This window comes from Rhizobium sp. CFBP 13726, assembly GCF_014841925.1.
GTDB classification, from domain to species: Bacteria; Pseudomonadota; Alphaproteobacteria; order Rhizobiales; family Rhizobiaceae; genus Neorhizobium; species Neorhizobium soli.
The window spans coordinates 454,783-474,258 of the sequence record NZ_JACYUU010000002.1 but is presented as its reverse complement, the minus strand read 5'-3'; the positions used below and the strand labels follow the sequence as shown (position 1 = coordinate 474,258).

Below are 19,476 nucleotides of genomic sequence, written 5' to 3'. Positions count from 1 at the left end.
GTGCGGACAGTGGTCGGACAAAGCCTATTTGTGGCCGCCGCGCGTGCCGCCCTTGTGGTCGTTCTTGTTGTGGTTTGCAGAGTCATCGCTGCTCTTTCCGCCGCGCTTTCCGCCCTTGTCGTCGTTCTTGTCATGGGTCGCGGCGTCATCGCTGCTCTTTCCGCCGCGCTTTCCGCCCTTGTCGTCGTTCTTGTCATGGGTCGCGGCGTCATCGCTGCTCTTGCCGCCGCGCTTTCCGCCCTTGTCGTCGTTCTTGTCATGGGTTGCAGCGTCGTCGCGGCTCTTGCCGCCGCGCTTGCCACCCTTGTCGTCATTGGCATCATGGTTCGGACCATCGTCCGCACCCTGGCGGGCAAAGGCTGCGGATGTGCCGGCAAAGGGAACGGCTGCCTGGAACAGTGGCAGCGAAGCGGTGAGGGCGAGTGCGGCGGCGAAGGTCGTCAGAGCAAGTTTCGTTTTCATGGCATGTTTCCTCTCGTATTTGGTTGACGAGTGCAGAATGCCATCGGGGCCCTGACAGGCTACTGAGTGCCGCTGTCAGCAAACTGTCAGACTGGCGAGGGCTTGCCCTCCAACGGGCCGGTTCACCCCTCCCGATACGTCATTCGACGTATACGTTTTTGCGGTGCAGCAGCCGATAGTCCGGTTAAGCAACGGTTAAATCTCCGGTTGCTTGAACGAACAAGAAGAGGGGTTCGACCAATGACATTCAGGGTGAAACTTACCGGCGCGCTGCTTGCCGCTGCCATGTCCGCCACGGCGCTTTCGGGCGCATACGCTGCCGACGATACGATCAAGATCGGCGTTCTGCATTCGCTGTCCGGTACGATGGCGATTTCCGAGACGACGCTGAAAGACGCCATGCTGATGATGGTGGCAGAGCAGAACAAGAAGGGCGGCGTTCTCGGCAAGAAGCTCGAAGCCGTCGTCGTCGATCCGGCCTCCGACTGGCCGCTGTTTGCCGAAAAGGCCCGTCAGCTGATCAGCCAGGACAAGGTTGCAGCCGTGTTCGGTTGCTGGACCTCGTCGTCGCGCAAGTCGGTTCTTCCTGTCTTCGAAGAACTGAACTCGATCCTGTTCTACCCGGTCCAGTACGAGGGTGAAGAATCCTCGCGCAACATCTTCTACACCGGTGCCGCTCCGAACCAGCAGGCCATTCCTGCGGTCGATTATCTTGCCAAGGAAGAAGGCGTGCAGCGCTGGGTTCTCGCCGGCACCGACTATGTCTATCCGCAGACGACCAACAAGATCCTCAAGGCCTACCTGATGTCGAAGGGTGTCGCCGAGGCCGATATCATGGTCAACTATACGCCGTTCGGTCATTCCGACTGGCAGACAATCGTTTCCGACATCAAGAAGTTCGGCTCTGCCGGCAAGAAGACCGCCGTCGTCTCCACCATCAACGGCGATGCCAACGTGCCGTTCTACAAGGAACTGGGCAACCAGGGCATCAAGGCCGAAGACATTCCGGTCGTGGCCTTCTCGGTCGGCGAAGAAGAGCTAGCCGGTCTCGACACCAAGCCGCTGGTCGGCCATCTCGCCGCCTGGAACTACTTCCAGTCCGTCGATGCCGAGGTCAATGCGTCCTTCATCAAGGAATGGCACGCCTTTACCAAGAACGAAAAGCGCGTGACCAACGATCCGATGGAAGCCGCCTATATCGGTTTCCAGGCCTGGGTTAAGGCCGTCGAATCCGCCGGGACGACCGACACGAACGCGGTTCTGGACTCGATCATCGGCGTTTCGGTGCCGAACCTGTCGGGCGGCTATTCCACCGTCATGCCGAACCACCACATCACCAAGCCAGTGCTGATCGGTGAAATCCAGGCCGATGGCCAGTTCGAAATCGTCCAGGAAACCCCTGCCGTCGTCGGTGACGAATGGTCGGATTACCTGCCGGACTCCAAGAACCTGATCTCCGATTGGCGCAAGCCGATGTCCTGCGGCAACTTCAACGTTGCAACCGGCAAGTGCGGCGGCAAGGGCGGCAGCTGATCCAGTCTCGGCCATAGTTAAGGTTGCCCCTCACCCTAACCCTCTCCCCGCAAGCGGGGCGAGGGGACTTGGGCACGCGAGAGCGTGACCGGGGGGCGGTGAGGGCGTGACGATCATCCTTTTCCCCGCTGGCGGGGAGAAGGTGCCGGCAGGCGGATGAGGGGCGATCGAGCCCTCCGCCCCACGCGGCCATCCGGGGGACAAAGATATGCCTATCCGTTTTTTCACGCTGATTTTTCTGATCTTTTCGTTTGCAGCGCCAGCCTTTTCGCAAGGGGCTGATCCGAAGCCGCTGTTTAACCAGCTCGCCGATGCCGATTTCGGTCAGGCTGAATCGATCGTCGCACAGATCGCCACCAGTGGCGATATCCGCGTTGTGCCGGCGCTTGAGGCTTTTGCCGAGGGTGATCTCTATTTCCGCAAGGCCGACAAGGCCGTCTTCGTGGCCAAACCCGCCGGTTCGCAGCTGGATCTGATCGATCCGGTGACGGCGGAAAGCGCTGGCCAGGTGGCCAAGGGTGCCGTCACCAAGATCCGCGTCAACAACACGCTGCGGCGCGCCATTCGTGCAGCGCTTGGCGGTCTGACGCTGATGAGCCCGGATCGCAGTGTCCGTCTTGCGGCAGCCGATGCAATCCTTTTGTCGCCGAGTGCGGAGGCGCTGGATCTGGTCGAGGCTGCGATTGCCAAGGAAACCGACCGCGACGTCAAATTCCGCATGGAGGAGGCACGCGCCGTCTCCGTGCTCTCCTCCGACCGCTCGCTCGACGAAAAGCGCGCCGCCATCCAGACCATGGGCAATCTTGGCGGGCGCAGTGCGCTCGGCATCCTGAGTTCCGTCTCGACAACGATCGATCCGAGCCTGAAAGCCGATCTCGATGCGGCGATCAAAGCCATCCAGAACGAGCAGCAGCTTTGGGATCTGGCCCAGAACGTCTGGTACGGCGTGTCGCTCGGTTCCGTGCTGCTCTTGGCCGCGATCGGTCTTGCCATCACCTTCGGCGTGATGGGCATCATCAACATGGCGCATGGCGAAATGGTCATGCTCGGCGCCTATTCCACCTATATGGTGCAGGAAGTGATCCGCAGTCACGCGCCCGGCCTGTTCGACTGGTCGCTGACGATTGCGCTGCCGGTCGCCTTTCTCGTGACCGGTGCCGTTGGCTTCGTCGTGGAGCGCGGCATCATCCGCTTTCTCTATGGCCGGCCGCTGGAAACCCTGCTCGCCACCTGGGGCGTGTCGCTGATCCTGCAGCAGACGATCCGCTCCATCTTCGGCCCCACCAACAAGGAAGTCGGCAATCCGTCCTGGATGTCCGGTTCGTTTCCGCTCGGCGGCATGACGATCACCTGGAACCGCATGTGGATCGTGATCTTCTCGCTGTCGATCTTCTTCGCGCTGCTGGTGGTAATGAAGAAATCCGCCTTCGGCCTCAACATGCGCGCCGTCACCCAGAACCGCCGCATGGCATCCTCCATGGGCATCCGCACGCCATGGGTCGATGCGCTGACCTTCGCGCTCGGCTCCGGCATTGCCGGTATCGCGGGCGTCGCGCTCAGCCAAATCGACAACGTCTCGCCCAATCTCGGCCAGAGCTACATCATCGACAGTTTCATGGTCGTGGTGTTCGGTGGCGTCGGCAATCTCTGGGGCACGCTGGTCGGCGCTCTCTCGCTCGGGGTGCTCAACAAGTTCCTCGAACCCTCGGTCGGCGCCGTTCTCGGCAAGATCCTGGTTCTGGTTCTGATCATCCTCTTCATCCAGAAACGTCCGCGCGGTCTGTTCGCGCTCAAGGGAAGGGCGATCGAAGCATGATTACCGGCTTCATTCTGCGTGCACTCGAAGGCAAGATCGTCGTCGCGATCGCCATCCTGCTCGGCGTCGCCATTCTGGTGCCGGCGCTCAATCTCCTGACGTCGCCCGACAGCGCGCTCCACATCCCGACCTATGCGATGGCGCTGATGGGCAAGTATCTCTGCTACGCGCTTCTGGCGCTGGCGCTGGATCTGGTCTGGGGCTATTGCGGCATCCTCTCGCTCGGCCACGGCGCGTTCTTTGCGCTCGGCGGCTATGCGATGGGCATGTATCTGATGCGCCAGATCGGCTCGCGCGGCACCTACGGCAATCCGCTGCTGCCCGATTTCATGGTCTTCCTCAACTGGAAGGAACTGCCGTGGTTCTGGTACGGGTTCGATCACTTCGCCTTCGCCATGCTGATGGTTCTGGTCGTGCCCGGCCTGCTTGCCTTCGTCTTCGGCTGGTTCGCCTTCCGCAGCCGCGTCAACGGCGTCTATCTCTCGATCATCACCCAGGCGATGACCTACGCGCTTCTCCTCGCCTTCTTCCGCAACGACATGGGGTTCGGCGGCAATAACGGCCTGACCGATTTCAAGGAAATCCTCGGCTTCAACGTGCAGGCCGGCGGCACCCGTGCAGCCCTGTTTGCGATGTCGGCCATCATGCTCGCTCTCTGCCTGCTGGTCGCCTCGGCCATCACCCGGTCGAAATTCGGCAAGGTGCTGGTCGGCGTGCGCGATGCGGAAAGCCGGGTCCGCTTCCTCGGGTTCCGGGTGGAAAACATCAAGCTCTTCACCTTTGTCGTATCGGCCATGTTTGCCGGCATTGCCGGTGCGCTGTTCGTGCCGCAGGTCGGCATCATCAATCCGGGCGAATTTGCGCCTGCCAACTCGATCGAAGTCGTCGTCTGGACGGCGGTCGGCGGGCGCGGCACGCTGATCGGCCCGATCATCGGCGCCATCCTCGTCAATGCCGGGAAAAGCTATTTCACCGGCGCCTTCCCGGAAATCTGGCTGTTTGCGCTGGGCGGCCTGTTCATTGCCGTCACGCTGTTCCTGCCGCGGGGCATCGTCGGCACCATCCAGCACGGCTTTGCTGGCCGCAAGGCGCTGAAGGCAGCGGTCGAGGCGGAAAAGGGCAGGGATGCCGGGGCGGTCCCGGTTGCGCGACAGGTTCAGGCAGCGGAGTGAGACGATGAACACGATTGCCGAAACACGCGCCAAAAGCCTGCTCTATCTCGAAGACGTCTCGGTCTCCTTCGACGGGTTCAAGGCGATCAACTCGCTGTCGCTTGTGGTCGAACCGGGAGAGCTTCGCGCCATCATCGGCCCGAACGGTGCCGGCAAGACGACGATGATGGATATCATCACCGGCAAGACGCGTCCCGATACCGGCCGGGTGATCTTCGAAGACACGATCGACCTCACCAAGAAGGACGAGGCCGATATCGCCCAGCTCGGCATCGGCCGCAAATTCCAGAAGCCGACCGTGTTCGAAAGCCACACCGTGTGGGACAATCTCGAACTGGCGCTCAACCGGTCGCGCACCGTGTTCGGCACGCTGTTCTATACGCTGTCGGCCAACGACGAGGCGCGCATCGAGGAGATCCTCGAGACGATCCGCATGACGCATCGCAAAAACGAATATGCCGCCAATCTTTCGCACGGCCAGAAACAGTGGCTCGAGATCGGCATGCTTCTGGCGCAGGAGCCGAAGCTGCTTCTGGTCGACGAGCCGGTCGCCGGCATGACGGATGCCGAGACATCCGAGACCGCATTGCTGCTGAAGGAAATCGCCAAGACCCGCTCGGTCGTGGTGGTGGAACACGACATGGGCTTCATCCGTGATCTCGGCGTCAAGGTGACGTGTCTCGCGGAAGGGTCGGTGCTGGCCGAAGGCTCGATCGATTTCGTGTCGAACGATCCGAAGGTGATCGAGAATTATCTGGGGCGGTGAGGGATTACCCTCCCCTTGAGGGGGAGGGTCGGCGCAAAGCGCCGGGGTGGGGTGATCTTTGGGATCCCGGCGGTCACCCCCACCCGCAGCTTCGCTGCGACCTCCCCCCTCAAGGGGGAGGTGAAAGGGTGCCGCAAGCTTGTCGATACTCCAGCGGCCGACACAACGAGAAAAGAGACCGACCATGCTGACAGTCGAAAACGTCAATCTCCATTACGGTGCGGCACAGGCCCTGCGCGGCGTGTCGATCAAGGCGGATATGGGCAAGATCACCTGCGTGCTTGGTCGTAACGGCGTCGGCAAGTCGTCGCTGTTGCGCGCCGTCACCGGGCAGCATCCGGTGTCAGCCGGTACGATCAGCTTCCAGGGCGAGACGTTGAACGGATTGGCGCCCTATCACCGTGCCAAGCACGGCATCGGCTATGTGCCGCAGGGGCGCGAGATCTTTCCGCTGCTGACCGTTCAGGAAAACCTTGAGAGCGGCTACGCGCCGCTCGAGCGCAAGGACAAGTTTATCCCGGATGACATTTTCGCGCTGTTCCCGGTGCTCAAATCCATGCTCGGACGGCGTGGCGGCGATCTGTCCGGCGGCCAGCAGCAGCAGCTGGCGATCGGACGCGCCATGGTCACGCGGCCGAAAATCCTGGTGCTGGACGAGCCGACCGAAGGCATCCAGCCGTCGATCATCAAGGATATCGGCCGGGCTATCCGTTACCTGCGCGACAGTACCGGCATGGCGATCCTGCTGGTCGAACAGTATCTCGACTTCTGCCGGGAGCTGGCAGATCATGTCTATATTATGGATCGTGGCGAGATCGTGCACGAAGGCGCCGCTGAGACGCTGGATACGGCAGAAGCAAGGCGACACCTAACTGTTTAGGGGTCAATGTTTGCATGGCTTCTATTCGTTAACGCGGTTTCAAAGCCTGGGCCTGTGTGCTAGATGAACAGCAGATGAACGCATCTTCCGAACATCGTAGATAACCCCCGCACCCCATGATGAGGCGCTGATGGTCTTTGAACGCATTGTTGGTTCTCGTTCCCGCTCCGCCCTTCGCGCCACCGCGACCGGAGCGTTTTTCTTGGCCGCAGGTGCCGCTTTTGCCGGCTGTGGCCAGCCTATGACGCCGGGTCTCCACCCGGTCACCATCGAGACCGACGGTATCGAACGCCAGGCCGTCTACTTCGTGCCGTCGTCCTATACAGGCAAGGACAAACTGCCCGTCGTGTTCGATTTTCACGGCAGCAACTCCAATCCGGTCGGCCAGTTGAAGCGCTCTTCCTGGGACAAGGTTGCCGAAAAGAACGGGTTTATCGCCGTGGCGCTGCAAGGCAGCCTGTCCGGCAAGGCGCCGGGCACCTATGGCTGGAACGTTCCGCATGTGCAGGTGAGCCAGGCTATTCTTCCCAATGGCGCCCAGGGCGGCCAGGACGAGATCGCCTTTATCGAGGATGCCGTCGAAGAGGTGAAGGATGACCTCTGCGTCGATCCGAACCGGATCTTTGCCTCGGGTTATTCCGGTGGCGGCCGCATGCTGTCGGCTTATGTCTGCTCCGGTCAGGACGATTTCGTCGCGGCAGGTTTTGTGAATTCGCTGCGCGCCGGTCGTCCCGTCGAGACCGATGGCAAGTGGGGGCCCGATGCCGCCAACTGCAATCCGGCCAAGCCGATCTCGATCGTGGCCTTTGCCGGCGAAAAGGATGCGCAGAACCCCTATGCCGGCGGCGGCAGCGCCTATTGGCAGTATGGTTTCAAGACGGCGATCAAGCGCTGGACCGATCTCGACGGCTGCAAGGGCAACGGCAACGCAAAGACTGTCGAAGGCGTCACCTACACCATGTACGGCACCTGCACCAACGGCGCCCGCATCGCCACCTACGTGTTCGAAAAGGGCACGCATGACTGGCCGAGGCCTTCCGAAGCCCGGGAAGCGGTGATGGCTGCCGCCAAGGATGGCGTTGCCGGTGTCACCAAGGTTTCGAGCGTCGTGCCGGCCAAGCCTGCCTTCGACGCCAATGTCGATCCGGCTTTCCGCATGTGGGATTTCTTCTCGAAGGCCGACACGACGGATATGGTCGCCACGGCCGCGCCTGCGAAATCCTCCGGTGGTTCGAAGTCTGGCACGACTGTTGCGTCTGACTGCTCGACACAGATCAACATGCAGGACACGACGTGCAGCAGAATTCAGCCGGCGACACCCCGCCGCAGCGGGCAAGGGGTTCGGGACGCCTTGTAACCAAGGCGTTTGCCGGGCGCACACGGCTTGACCAGTTCTTCCAGGAAGGCTGCGCAAAAATACGCCTTCCGGAAACCTTTTCGCCTGAAATGGAGGCGATCCTCATCAACACGTCAGGGGGACTGACGGGCGGCGACGTGATCGATTGGTCCGTCGCCGCATCCGCTTCCACCCGCCTCTCGGTCACCACGCAGGCCAACGAGAAGATCTACAAGGCGGCCGCAGACACGGCCTCCGTCTCCACTCATATCACCGTCGGCGAAAACGCTTCCGTCCACTGGTTGCCGCAGGAAACCATCCTGTTCGACCGTTCGTCGCTGACGCGCAGGCTCGATGTGGATCTCGCCGAAACCTCCGAATTTCTCGCGGTCGAAGCCGTCATCCTCGGTCGCAAGATGATGGGCGAGGCGGTCAATCTCGGCTTCTTCCGCGATCGCTGGCGTGTCCGGCGCGCAGGCTCGCTCATTCATGCAGAAGAAATGCGTTTCGACGGCGAGATCGCGAGACTGGCGGAAGCAGCCGCCGTCCTTTCCGGCCAGGTCGCGTTCGCAACGCTGTTCTATTCCGGACCGTTGGCAGAAGCTCTGTTTCCGAAGCTGCGGGACTGTCTCGGACCCACATCCGGCGGGGCCAGCTTCTTCAACGACAAGATCGTTGCGCGTCTCACCGCACCGACCGGGTTCGAGCTCAGAAAAATCCTGGTACCGGCAATTTCCGTATTGCGTAACGGCGCGCCAGTGCCGAAAGTCTGGAACATCTGATTTGTCATTGATGACGCCGATTGCGGGAAGCCCATGAACCTCACCCCACGCGAAAAAGACAAGCTTCTGATTTCCATGGCCGCGGTCGTTGCCCGTCGTCGCCTGGAGCGGGGCGTCAAGCTCAACTATCCGGAAGCGATCGCGCTGATCACCGACTATGTGGTGGAAGGTGCGCGCGATGGCCGCTCCGTGGCCGCTTTGATGGAAGAGGGCGCGCATGTCATCACCCGCGACCAGGTGATGGACGGCATCCCCGAAATGATCCACGACGTGCAGGTGGAGGCGACGTTCCCGGACGGAACCAAGCTCGTCACCGTGCACGAACCGATCCGCTGAGGAGTTCGCGATGGCTCTCGAACTGCGCCCCAACTGCGAATGCTGCGACAAGGATCTCGCGCCCGACAGCTGCGAGGCGATGATCTGCACGTTCGAATGCACCTACTGCGTCGATTGCGCTAGCGGCGTGCTTGCCGGTATCTGCCCGAATTGCAATGGTGAACTGGTGCGTCGTCCGGTCCGCCCGGCCGCCGCACTCGTCAACAATCCGGCCTCGACGGTGCGTGTTCTGAAGGCCGAAGGCTGCACGCCGAAACTCGCCCAGCCGAAAATAGCATTGAGCGCCTGAGGAGGTGGACCATGATACCCGGTGAAGTCTTTACCGTTGCAGGCGAGATCGAACTCAATGTCGGCGCCCCGACGATCTCGATCGAGGTTTCCAATACCGGCGACCGGCCGGTGCAGGTGGGTAGCCACTACCATTTCTTCGAGACCAATAACGGACTTGCGTTCGATCGCGACAAGGCGCGCGGCATGCGGCTCGATATCCCGGCCGGCACTGCCGTCCGCTTCGAACCGGGGCAGACCCGATCGATCACGCTGATCCCGCTGTCCGGCGCCCGCAAGGTCTACGGGTTCCAGCAGAAGATCATGGGTGCCCTATGAAATCGCTGGCGCTTCTGGCCGCCTGTGGCTGCGTGCTCCTGATCGATGCTCCGGCATCCGGCGAGGACAGGCCGGACGTGGACTGCGACAACGCCCAGGTCCAGATGGAACTGACCTACTGCGCCGAGCAGGAATTCATCGCCGCGGACAAGCTTCTCAACACGCAATACAAGAAGACCCGCGACCTGATGCGGGCCCGTGATGCGGATGCCGATCCCTCCACGGCAGGTGCGGAGAAAGCCCTCGTCGCAGCGCAACGCGCCTGGGTCGCCTACCGAGACGCCCAATGCGCCTCCTACGGCTTCCAGGCCCGCGGCGGATCGATGGAACCGATGCTGATCTACGGCTGCCAGGCGGGGCTGACTGCGAAGCGGACGGAGGAGCTGAAGGAGCTGACGGAAGAGGGGAACTGAAGCGGGTGCCTTGTTGCGGCAATGGCGGTCGGATCGATGAGGAGAGGATCATGACGGAGACAGTCAAAATCAGTTCTGGAAATCAGATCACGCTGTCAGACGACGCGCTCGCAAAGCTTGGAGTAAAGGCAGGCGATCAGGTCGATATCATTTCGACGCAGGACGGTGCGTTGGAAATCAGACCCAAGCGTCGCACGTTTGCCGACTTGCGGGGGATCGTCAAACTGGAGAGGCCGGTCACGGACGAAGAACTTAAGCACTGGATCGATGATGCCAGGGCCGCAGGATACAGGGATGCAGAATGATCGGCTTCGACACCAATGTCTTGCTGCGATGGATTGCCAGCGACTTTGTGGGCACCGAAGACGCTAGGAACCAGTCGCTACTGATCGAGAAACTAATCGCGGCGAACCATGCGCCGATATTCGTCAATCACGTGGTGCTTGCAGAATCCGTATGGGTCCTGAGACGGCACGCTCGTCTTTCCAAGCAGATGTTGATCGACGTGATCGTCGCTCTCCTAAATTCCGAAAATGTGGTCATTGATGATCGGGAGACTGTTGTTTCAGCACTTCATCATTACCGCGAGCAGCCCGGTGATTTTCCGGACCATCTCATTGGCGAAATCAATCGCCGTCAAGGTTGCAGCACGACGATGACCTTCGACAAGGCTGCGGCCAAATCACCCCAATTCACCGAGCTTCGGAGCTAGACCATCCATGCCCTACAAAATGTCCCGCGCGTCCTATGCTTCCATGTTCGGTCCGACCACCGGTGACAAGGTGCGGCTTGCCGATACCGAACTCATCATCGAAGTCGAGAAGGATTTCACCGTCTATGGCGAGGAGGTCAAGTTCGGTGGCGGCAAGGTCATTCGTGACGGCATGGGGCAGAGCCAGGCAACGCGGGCCGAGGGTGCTGTCGATACTGTCATCACCAATGCGCTGATCGTCGATCACTCCGGTATCTACAAGGCCGATGTGGGTCTGAAGGAAGGCCGTATCCATGCGATCGGCAAGGCCGGCAATCCGGATACGCAACCGGGCGTGACGATCATCGTCGGGCCATCGACCGAGGCGATCGCCGGCGAAGGCAAGATCCTGACGGCCGGCGGCATGGATGCGCATATCCACTTCATCTGCCCGCAGCAGATCGAGGAAGCGCTGATGTCCGGCATCACGACGATGCTGGGCGGCGGGTCGGGACCGGCGCACGGTACGCTTGCCACCACCTGCACCGGCGCCTGGCATATCGAGCGGATGATCGAAAGCTTTGATGCGTTTCCGATGAACCTCGCGCTGGCCGGGAAGGGCAATGCCTCGCTGCCGGCGCCGCTCGAGGAGATGATCCTCGCCGGCGCGTCATCGCTGAAGCTGCACGAGGACTGGGGCACGACGCCCGCCGCCATCGACAACTGCCTGACAGTCGCCGACGCTTTCGACGTGCAGGTGATGATCCACACCGATACGCTCAACGAAAGCGGCTTCGTGGAAGACACTATCGGCGCCATCAAGGGCCGCACCATTCATGCCTTCCACACGGAAGGGGCCGGCGGCGGTCACGCGCCTGACATCATCAAGATCTGCGGCAATCCCAACGTCATTCCGTCCTCGACCAATCCGACGCGGCCCTACACGATCAACACGCTGGCCGAACATCTCGATATGCTGATGGTCTGCCACCACCTGTCGCCGTCGATCCCGGAAGACATCGCCTTTGCCGAAAGCCGTATCCGCAAGGAGACGATCGCAGCCGAAGACATCCTGCACGATATCGGCGCCTTCTCGATCATCTCGTCGGACAGCCAGGCGATGGGCCGCGTCGGCGAAGTTGCCATCCGCACCTGGCAGACGGCCGACAAGATGAAACGCCAGCGCGGTCATCTGCCCGACGAAACCGGTGATAACGACAATTTCCGCGTCAAACGCTATATCGCCAAATACACGATCAACCCCGCGGTCGCGCACGGCATCAGCCATGAAATCGGCTCGGTCGAAGTCGGCAAGCGCGCCGATCTGGTGCTCTGGAGCCCTGCCTTTTTCGGCGTAAAGCCGGAAATGGTGCTGCTCGGCGGCTCGATTGCGGCAGCACCGATGGGTGATCCAAACGCATCGATCCCGACGCCGCAGCCGATGCACTATCGCCCGATGTTTGCAGCCTATGGCAAGCTGCGCACCAATTCCTCCGTCACCTTCGTCTCCCAGGCGTCGCTCGACGCGGGCATCGTCGGCAGGCTGGGGGTCGCTAAAAAGCTTCTCGCTGTGCGCAATACCCGTGGCGGCATCTCCAAGGCGTCGATGATTCACAATTCGCTGACGCCGCATGTGGAGGTCGATCCGGAAACCTACGAAGTGCGCGCCGATGGAGAGCTCCTGACCTGCAAGCCGGCAACGGTTCTGCCGATGGCACAGCGGTACTTCCTCTTCTGATGCAATACCTTCCCGGACACGGCGCATGAAGAGGCTTGCAAGGCGGTTGCTGCTGGCGATCCCGGCAATCGCTATCCTGATCGTTCTCGCCGTCGCCGTTGGCACATTCGTGCCGCGGCCACTGTTTGCGCCGGATCCCCCGCACGCTTCCGAAAACACGCGCCGGATTCTGGTTCTTTCGAACCCGATCCATACGGATCTCGTCATCCCGCTCGATGCGGAAACGCGGGCGTCCTATTCGTTTCTGGAAGCATCAGGCATTCCCGTCGCCGATCCCGCGGCAGAATGGCTGGTGATCGGCTGGGGAGGGCGGTCCTTCTATCTGGAAACGCCGACCTGGGCCGATCTCAAACCCATGCCGGCCTTCCGCGCGCTGACCATCGATTCCTCGGTCATGCATGTCGATGTCGCCGGCGGCATCGACGACACGCATCCGGCCGTGCAGGCGTTCGATCTCGATGCAGATCAATTCCAAGCCATGTCCGACTTCATTCGTGCCAGTTTTGTGGAGGTGGATAACAAGGTCGTGCCCATCCCCGGCGCAGGCTACGGCGTCTATGACCGCTTCTTCGAAGCGCATGGATCGTTCAACGCGCTTGTCGGCTGCAACACCTGGACAGCAGGGGCGCTGAGGGCAGCGGGACTGCGCACGGGGCTGTGGAATCCACTGCCGCAGTTGCTGGCGCTGTCGCTCCGGATTTTCAATTGACGGCCCATGCTTTTCCCGGCCACGGATTTTGCAGCCGGGGCGTAACTAGGCCTTGTGCCGAGCATCGCGCTTGGTGATTATGCCGCCTTCAAGGAGACTTTCATGCAGCATATCCATTCCTATCGTCCCGCCGGTGAAATCAGCGATCCGCCGGTGGATGTCGTCACCTTGCCGCATGATCTGCGGCACCTGCGCCGCAAGCTGCTGCATTTGTCGAATGGCGACATGGTGATGCTCGATCTCAAGGAAGCGGTGCTGTTTCACCATGGTGACCGGCTGGTGCTTGAGAACGGGGATACGGTGGAAGTCCGGGCGGCGCCGGAAAAGCTGTTCGAGGTCAAGGCGCGCGATCCGCTGCACCTGATCGAGCTTGCCTGGCATCTCGGCAACCGGCACCTGTCGGCGCAGATCGAGGAGGGCCGTATCCTCATCCTGCGCGATCACGTCATCCGTTCCATGCTGCAGGGCCTCGGCGCAACCGTCACCGACATTGACGAACCCTTCCAGCCGGCCCGCGGCGCCTATCACGCGCATGGCGGCCATGATCACGGCAGTCACGGTCATCATGCCCATGACTGAACCGGTATGATGCAAGACGTGGGTCTGCAGGGTAAGCTTGGGCAGGGGCTAGATACGCACGCCTTGCTCCGTCTGATGGCATGGCTGTCTCCGGCTTTTCCGATCGGCGGCTTTGCCTGGTCGGGCGGGCTGGAGCGCGCGGTGGCGGATCGGCTGGTGACATCGGCCTCGGATCTCGCATCCTGGCTCGAAACCATCCTGCTTCACGGTTCGCTCTGGAACGATGCGGTTCTGTTTTCGAGCGCGTTCGAGGCTGTCGACCAGCGGGATGCGTTGAAGGACCTGTCCGAACTCGGTCTGGCGCTGGCAGGCTCGGCGGAGCGTCATGCGGAAACGTTATCGCTCGGCCAGGCCTTCGTCACGGCGGCCATCGCCTGGCCGCACGCTGTGCTGCAGCTTTTGCCGAAACAGGTGCCGTTTCCGGTCGCGGTCGGCGCCATCTCGGCGGCCCATGGCGTGCCGAAGACGAGCGCAATCGCCGCCTATCTGCATGCGGCTGTCTCGCAATCGGTCTCGGCCGGCATCCGCCTTGGTGTGTGCGGTCAGGCCCACGGCGTCGGCATTCTGGCCGGTCTTGAATCTCTGGTCGGCGATGTCGCGGAGAAGGCGCAAGGCGCAACGCTCGATGATCTCGGCGGTGCCGCCGTGCAGGCGGAGATCGCGTCGCTTCGCCACGAAACACAGCATTCGCGGCTGTTCCGGTCCTAGCGACCGGGATAAGCTGCTTCAGCAATCGAAAGGATAATCCGCATGAAATCGGCAAACGGACCGCTTCGCGTCGGGATCGGCGGGCCGGTCGGCTCCGGCAAGACGGCGCTCACCGAAAAGCTCTGCAAGGCGATGCGCGACAAATATTCGGTCGCCGTCGTCACCAACGATATCTACACGAAAGAGGATGCCGAAGCGCTGGTGCGGATGCAGGCGCTGTCGTCTGACCGGATCGTCGGTGTCGAGACGGGCGGATGTCCGCATACGGCGATCCGCGAGGACGCGACGATCAATCTTCAGGCGATCGCCGGTCTCAACGAGCGCATTCCGGATCTCGATGTCGTGTTCATCGAATCGGGCGGCGACAATCTGGCGGCCACGTTTTCGCCTGATCTTGCCGACATCACCATCTACGTGATCTCCACCTGCCAGGGCGAGGAAATTCCGCGCAAGGGCGGGCCGGGTATCACCCGCTCCGATCTCCTGATCATCAACAAAAAGGACCTGGCGCCTTACGTCGATGTCGATATCGACGTGATGGAAAGGGATGCTTCGCGGATGCGCGAGATGAAGCCGCATGTCTTTACCGACCTCAAGCGCGGCGAGGGCGTCGAGCATGTGGTGCGGTTTCTGGAGACGCAGGGCGGGCTGTGAGATCGCAATGACGAGGTCTGCGGTTTCCTCACCCTTTGAGGCAAGCCATGCTGACGCGAGTGGCCGGCCTGCTCGGGCCGGCCTCCCGGGTTACTTGCTTCGACGGTTCAGATCTCCCGCAGCGCCTGTACATCCACCACCTGGATGATGCGGCCGCGAACCGTGACGCCTGTCTTGCGCAGGGACGAAAAGGCGCGCGACAGGGCTTCGGGAGCCAGTCCCAGCATGCCGGCGAGCAGGCTTTTCTGGAACGGCAGGCGGATCGCTGCCGGTCCACCGTCAACCGGGCAGCGGCTGAGGATGTAGTTTGCCACCCGTTGCGGCGCCGTGAACAGCCGGTCGTTGGCAACACAGTCCATCGTGCTGATCAGATGACGCGACAGGGTCGTCATCACGGCGCGGGAGATACCGGGATCCTCTTCAGCCAGATCCTTGACCGTCTGCAGGTCGAAACGCACCAGCGTGCAGGTCTCTGCGGCCTGGGCGAAAAAGGGATACTTCCGGTCCGCATAAAGCATGCACTCGCCGAACGTATCTCCCGGTGCGGAAATGCGGATATCCGCATCGCGCCCGTCTCGGCTCAGCCGGTAGAGGCGGACATAGCCACTCAGCACACAGTAAAACGCTTCGGCACGTTGGCCCTCTCGCACGATGAGGTCACGGGCGGACACTGTCTCGACACTCATCGCCGACAGCATCTTGACCAGCGAGTTACCGGTCAGGCCGTGCATGAAAGGCGTTTTCATGAGAACCGCGCGGTCGCGATTGTTGAGTTTGATGTCGCCGTTGCCCATGTCCGTTCTTCTTTTCTGGCGGGGAGCTTCCTAGAATGTAATTATTCTAAATTAACACGTGCTCCGAAGCGCGTTTTGACGTCGATCAAATCGTCCAAGATTCTTTGCGATCGGGATGCGCTTTTGCATTTCCGCACCCTTCGACGTCTCCTGCCCCACCCGGAATCGCTTGCTCGGACCGGTGATTTTACTCCGCAGCCATGGGCGGAAGCCGCAGGACCTTGGCGCCGCCAGAGGCGCTGAGCATATCGTGGTCGATGCCGTTTTCGCGTTCCAGCCGGCGAAGCCGCTCGCCGAGGTCACGGTTCTCCTGGGTCAGTTCCTCGTTGGAAAGGCCGAAATCCTCCTCTTCTTTCTTGCCGACCAGGCGACCGAAGATCCGCCCGAGCAGGCCGGAAAGATCGTCCATGATGAGGAAGAAGGCGGGGACAACGAGGAGCGACAGGACGGTGGAAACGATGATGCCGCCGATCACGGCGATTGCCATCGGGGCGCGGAACGATCCGCCTTCGCCGATACCCATCGCCGAGGGCAACATGCCGGCCGACATGGCGATAGACGTCATGATGATCGGGCGGGCGCGCTTGCGGCCGGCTTCGACCATCGCGTGAACACGCTCCAGTCCGTGGCGTTTCATCTCGATGGCGAAATCCACGAGCAGGATGGCGTTCTTCGTGACAATCCCCATCAGCATCAAAATACCGATCAGAACCGGCATCGACAGCGCGTTCTGGGTGACGATCAGCGCCACCGCCACGCCGCCGATCGCAAGCGGCAGCGAGAACAGGATGGTCAGCGGCTGGATGACGTCCTTGAACAGCAGGATCAGCACGACCAGAACCAGAAGCAGGCCCATCAGCATGGCGTTGCCGAAGCTCTGGGTCATTTCCGCCTGCACCTTGGCGTCGCCGCTTTCTGCCAGCCGAACGGATGGCGGAAGGTTGGTTTCGTCGACGATGCGTTTGAACTCGGCCGACGACGTGTCGAGTGCCGTGCCGAAGGGCACATCCGAGCCGATCGCCACGACGCGGTTGCGGTCGTTGCGCGTGATCGAACTCGGGCCTTCCGAATAATCCACGTCGGCAACACTGGTGAGCGGCACCGTGGCACCGCTTGCGGTCCTCAGCTTCAACGCCTTGATCGCTGCTAGATCACGCCGCACATCGAGTGAGGTCTGGACACGGATCGGGATCTGCCGGTCATCGAGGTTGATCTTGGCGAGATTGGCGTCGATATCGCCGATGGTCGCGACGCGCACGGTCTCGGAAATCTGCTGCGGCGTAATGCCGAGGCGCGCGGCTTCCGCCATGCGCGGACGGATCTGCAGTTCCGGCCGGGGCAGGGCGCCGTCGGAGGAAACATTGGCAAGGATCGGCGAAGCGCGCAGGCGCGATTCCAGGAGCCCGATCGCATCGTTCAGGTCCGCCTCGTTGTCGGAGAGGAAGTTGAACGCCAGTTCGCGCTCGGCGCGGTCGTTGACCTTCGAGATACGCACGTCCGGGATATCGCGGATTGCGGCAAAAATGTCCTTTTCCACGTCCCATTGCGGACGGGTACGGCCATGTTCTTCCATTTTCGGCAAAGAAGAGCCGATCAGCGGCAGGCTACCCAGCCCCTTGTTGACCAGCGTCTTGATCAGCGAATGGTCGATGTTTTCGAGGATGACACGAACGGTCGAGCGGCGCAGTTCAAGATCGCCCTTGGGCGATGCGCCACCGAGCACGAAGACGCTTTCGACGCCGTCGATATCGCGAACCGCGCGGTCGATCTTTTCAGACGTCTCGGCGGTCTCTTCCAGTGTCGCATTGGGCGGCAACTCGACGGAGAGAACGACGCGCGAGGAATCGTCGGGCGGCAGGAAGCTGCCGGGCACCTTGCTCAGCAGCATGAGCGAGCCGGCGAGGAAGGCGATGGCGCCGAGAAGCGTCGCATAGCGCCAGTACCATTTGCGGGTCGTGCCGGTGACCAGGCGCGTGTAGGCGCGCATGATCCAGCCGTCATTGTCGTGGTGGTCTTCCATCCCGTCTTCGGCGCGCATCAGATAGGCCGCCATCAGCGGCGTGATCAGGCGCGCGACCGCCAGCGAGAAGAAGACCGAGAAGGCGACGGTGAGACCGAACTGGATGAAATACTGGCCCGGAACGCCCGGCATGAAGGAGACGGGCACGAAGACGGCGATGATGGTGAAGCTCGTCGCGATGACCGCGAGGCCGATCTCGTCGGCCGCTTCGAGTGCGGCCTTGTACGGCGTCTTGCCCATCTTGATATGGCGGGCGATGTTTTCGATCTCGACGATCGCGTCATCCACCAGAATACCGGTCGCAAGCGTCAGCGCCAGGAACGAGACAAGGTTGAGCGAGAAGCCCATCAAGTCCATGACCCAGAAGGTGGGGATCGCCGACAGCGGCAGGGCGACGGCTGCGATCAGCGTTGCGCGCCAGTTGCGCAGGAACAGCATGACGACGATGATGGCAAGGATCGAGCCTTCCACCAGCGTGTGAAGGGCTGCTTCGTAATTGCCGTAGGTGAAATAGACCGAGTCGTCGACCATGGCGATCGCAACGTCGGGATGCGCCTTGCGCACGCCGTCGAGGCTTTCCGCCACGGTTTCGGCGACGGAGACTTCGCTTGCACCCTTCGCGCGGAAGACGGCGAAGGTGACGGCCGGCGTGCCGTTGAAGCGCGAGAAGGATTTCTGCTCCTCATAGGTATCGGTGACGGTGCCGAGTTCCGACAGCCGCACGAAACGATTGTTGGAAAGGCTGATCGACGTCTCGGCCAGCTGCGCCACATCGCGGGCATCGCCGAGCGTGCGGATTGTCTGTTCGTTGCCGGCCACCTGGCCGCGGCCGGAGCCGAGGTTGACGTTGGTGCCGCGGATCTGCTGGTTCACGTCGGCTGCCGTGATGCCATAGGCATCGAGCTTGGCGGGATTGAGCGACACGCGCACTTCGCGATCGGAGCCGCCGTAACGGTCGATCCGGCCGATCCCGGCCTGGCCTTCCAGCGCCCGCGTCACCGTGTCGTCGACGAACCAGGAGAGTTCTTCGAGCGTCATGTTCGGCGATGAGACGGCGAATGTCTGGATCGCCTGTCCTTCGACATCGACCTTGGTGACGATCGGTTCCTCGATGCCGGCTGGCAGGTCGCCGCGGATCTTGTCGATCGCGTCCTTGGTATCCTGCACCGCTTCGGGCGTTGGCTTTTCGATACGGAAGACGACGACCGTCTGCGACTGGCCATCGGTGATGGTGGACTGGACTTCGTCGATGCCGCTGATCGAGGCGACGGCATCCTCGATCTCCTTGGTCACCTGTACTTCCAGTTCGGCAGGCGATGCGCCGGACTGGACGACGGTGACGGAGACGACGGGCACGTCGATATTCGGGAAGCGGGTGATCGGCAGCGCATAGAAGGACTGGATGCCGACGTACAGCAACAGGGCAAAGCCGAGAAGCGGCGCGATCGGGTTGCGGATGGACCAGGCGGAGAAGTTCATCT

Annotated in this window: 21 protein-coding genes; 18 read left to right on the top strand and 3 right to left on the bottom strand. The window is 61.6% G+C overall.

Annotated features, from left to right (window positions below; genetic code table 11):
* Window positions 1–24: 24 nt before the first annotated feature.
* The gene (locus IFT66_RS09305) at window positions 25–462 is read right to left on the bottom strand and encodes a hypothetical protein (protein ID WP_192077442.1); all 438 of its coding nucleotides are present in this window, start codon (window positions 460–462) and stop codon (window positions 25–27) included.
* A 240-nt stretch (window positions 463–702) separates the two neighbouring features.
* Between IFT66_RS09305 and urtA the strand changes: the two genes are divergently transcribed.
* The 18 genes from urtA (at window position 703) to ureG (ending at window position 15,181) form a co-directional block, all read left to right on the top strand.
* Entirely contained in the window at window positions 703–1,995 is a 1,293-nt protein-coding gene (gene urtA, locus IFT66_RS09300) for an urea ABC transporter substrate-binding protein (RefSeq protein WP_192077441.1), read from the top strand.
* A gap of 208 nt (window positions 1,996–2,203) precedes the next feature.
* Window positions 2,204–3,811: an urea ABC transporter permease subunit UrtB gene (gene urtB, locus IFT66_RS09295; RefSeq protein WP_192077440.1), complete on the top strand. Its 1,608-nt coding sequence runs from the start codon at window positions 2,204–2,206 to the stop codon at window positions 3,809–3,811.
* Window positions 3,808–4,983 carry an urea ABC transporter permease subunit UrtC gene (gene urtC, locus IFT66_RS09290; protein WP_113165716.1) on the top strand — a complete coding sequence of 392 codons (1,176 nt, stop codon included), beginning with the start codon at window positions 3,808–3,810 and terminating at the stop codon, window positions 4,981–4,983. Before urtB ends, urtC begins: the two co-directional genes overlap by 4 nt.
* A gap of 4 nt (window positions 4,984–4,987) precedes the next feature.
* Complete coding sequence (gene urtD, locus IFT66_RS09285; protein WP_192077439.1) at window positions 4,988–5,749, top strand: urea ABC transporter ATP-binding protein UrtD; 762 nt, start codon at window positions 4,988–4,990, stop codon at window positions 5,747–5,749.
* A 184-nt stretch (window positions 5,750–5,933) separates the two neighbouring features.
* A complete protein-coding gene (gene urtE / locus IFT66_RS09280; protein ID WP_113109896.1) occupies window positions 5,934–6,629 on the top strand; it encodes an urea ABC transporter ATP-binding subunit UrtE in 696 nt (231 codons plus the stop codon).
* A gap of 202 nt (window positions 6,630–6,831) precedes the next feature.
* On the top strand, window positions 6,832–7,986 hold the full coding sequence (locus IFT66_RS09275) for an alpha/beta hydrolase family esterase (protein ID WP_192077438.1): 1,155 nt from the start codon (window positions 6,832–6,834) through the stop codon (window positions 7,984–7,986).
* The gene (locus tag IFT66_RS09270) at window positions 7,923–8,747 is read left to right on the top strand and encodes an urease accessory protein UreD (RefSeq protein ID WP_192077437.1); all 825 of its coding nucleotides are present in this window, start codon (window positions 7,923–7,925) and stop codon (window positions 8,745–8,747) included. The genes IFT66_RS09275 and IFT66_RS09270 overlap by 64 nt, the downstream gene beginning before the upstream one ends.
* A gap of 33 nt (window positions 8,748–8,780) precedes the next feature.
* The gene (locus IFT66_RS09265; protein WP_062455242.1) at window positions 8,781–9,083 is read left to right on the top strand and encodes an urease subunit gamma; all 303 of its coding nucleotides are present in this window, start codon (window positions 8,781–8,783) and stop codon (window positions 9,081–9,083) included.
* A 10-nt stretch (window positions 9,084–9,093) separates the two neighbouring features.
* Window positions 9,094–9,372: a DUF1272 domain-containing protein gene (locus tag IFT66_RS09260; RefSeq protein WP_113165711.1), complete on the top strand. Its 279-nt coding sequence runs from the start codon at window positions 9,094–9,096 to the stop codon at window positions 9,370–9,372.
* Between the two features lie 11 nt (window positions 9,373–9,383).
* Window positions 9,384–9,689, top strand: a complete 306-nt coding sequence (locus IFT66_RS09255) for an urease subunit beta (RefSeq protein ID WP_062455246.1) — start codon at window positions 9,384–9,386, stop codon at window positions 9,687–9,689.
* On the top strand, window positions 9,686–10,102 hold the full coding sequence (locus IFT66_RS09250; RefSeq protein WP_192077436.1) for a lysozyme inhibitor LprI family protein: 417 nt from the start codon (window positions 9,686–9,688) through the stop codon (window positions 10,100–10,102). Before IFT66_RS09255 ends, IFT66_RS09250 begins: the two co-directional genes overlap by 4 nt.
* 50 nt (window positions 10,103–10,152) lie before the next feature.
* Window positions 10,153–10,407: an AbrB/MazE/SpoVT family DNA-binding domain-containing protein gene (locus IFT66_RS09245; RefSeq protein WP_192077435.1), complete on the top strand. Its 255-nt coding sequence runs from the start codon at window positions 10,153–10,155 to the stop codon at window positions 10,405–10,407.
* Window positions 10,404–10,814 carry a PIN domain-containing protein gene (locus tag IFT66_RS09240; RefSeq protein WP_192077434.1) on the top strand — a complete coding sequence of 137 codons (411 nt, stop codon included), beginning with the start codon at window positions 10,404–10,406 and terminating at the stop codon, window positions 10,812–10,814. Before IFT66_RS09245 ends, IFT66_RS09240 begins: the two co-directional genes overlap by 4 nt.
* 7 nt (window positions 10,815–10,821) lie before the next feature.
* On the top strand, window positions 10,822–12,531 hold the full coding sequence (gene ureC / locus IFT66_RS09235) for an urease subunit alpha (RefSeq protein WP_192077433.1): 1,710 nt from the start codon (window positions 10,822–10,824) through the stop codon (window positions 12,529–12,531).
* A 25-nt stretch (window positions 12,532–12,556) separates the two neighbouring features.
* Window positions 12,557–13,240 (top strand): TIGR02117 family protein, encoded by a 684-nt coding sequence (locus IFT66_RS09230; protein ID WP_192077432.1) that lies wholly within the window; start codon window positions 12,557–12,559, stop codon window positions 13,238–13,240.
* Window positions 13,241–13,342: 102 nt separating this feature from the next.
* Window positions 13,343–13,819 carry an urease accessory protein UreE gene (ureE, locus tag IFT66_RS09225; RefSeq protein WP_192077431.1) on the top strand — a complete coding sequence of 159 codons (477 nt, stop codon included), beginning with the start codon at window positions 13,343–13,345 and terminating at the stop codon, window positions 13,817–13,819.
* 6 nt (window positions 13,820–13,825) lie between these two features.
* Window positions 13,826–14,527: an urease accessory protein UreF gene (locus tag IFT66_RS09220; RefSeq protein ID WP_249406412.1), complete on the top strand. Its 702-nt coding sequence runs from the start codon at window positions 13,826–13,828 to the stop codon at window positions 14,525–14,527.
* Between the two features lie 42 nt (window positions 14,528–14,569).
* The gene (gene ureG / locus IFT66_RS09215; RefSeq protein WP_192077430.1) at window positions 14,570–15,181 is read left to right on the top strand and encodes an urease accessory protein UreG; all 612 of its coding nucleotides are present in this window, start codon (window positions 14,570–14,572) and stop codon (window positions 15,179–15,181) included.
* Between the two features lie 107 nt (window positions 15,182–15,288).
* On the opposite strand, the gene IFT66_RS09210 is transcribed toward ureG, so the two are convergent.
* Together IFT66_RS09210 and IFT66_RS09205 are read right to left on the bottom strand one after the other, a co-directional pair.
* Window positions 15,289–15,975 (bottom strand): Crp/Fnr family transcriptional regulator, encoded by a 687-nt coding sequence (locus IFT66_RS09210; protein ID WP_192077429.1) that lies wholly within the window; start codon window positions 15,973–15,975, stop codon window positions 15,289–15,291.
* 187 nt (window positions 15,976–16,162) lie between these two features.
* On the bottom strand, window positions 16,163–19,474 hold the full coding sequence (locus IFT66_RS09205) for an efflux RND transporter permease subunit (protein ID WP_113165708.1): 3,312 nt from the start codon (window positions 19,472–19,474) through the stop codon (window positions 16,163–16,165).
* Window positions 19,475–19,476: the final 2 nt, after the last annotated feature.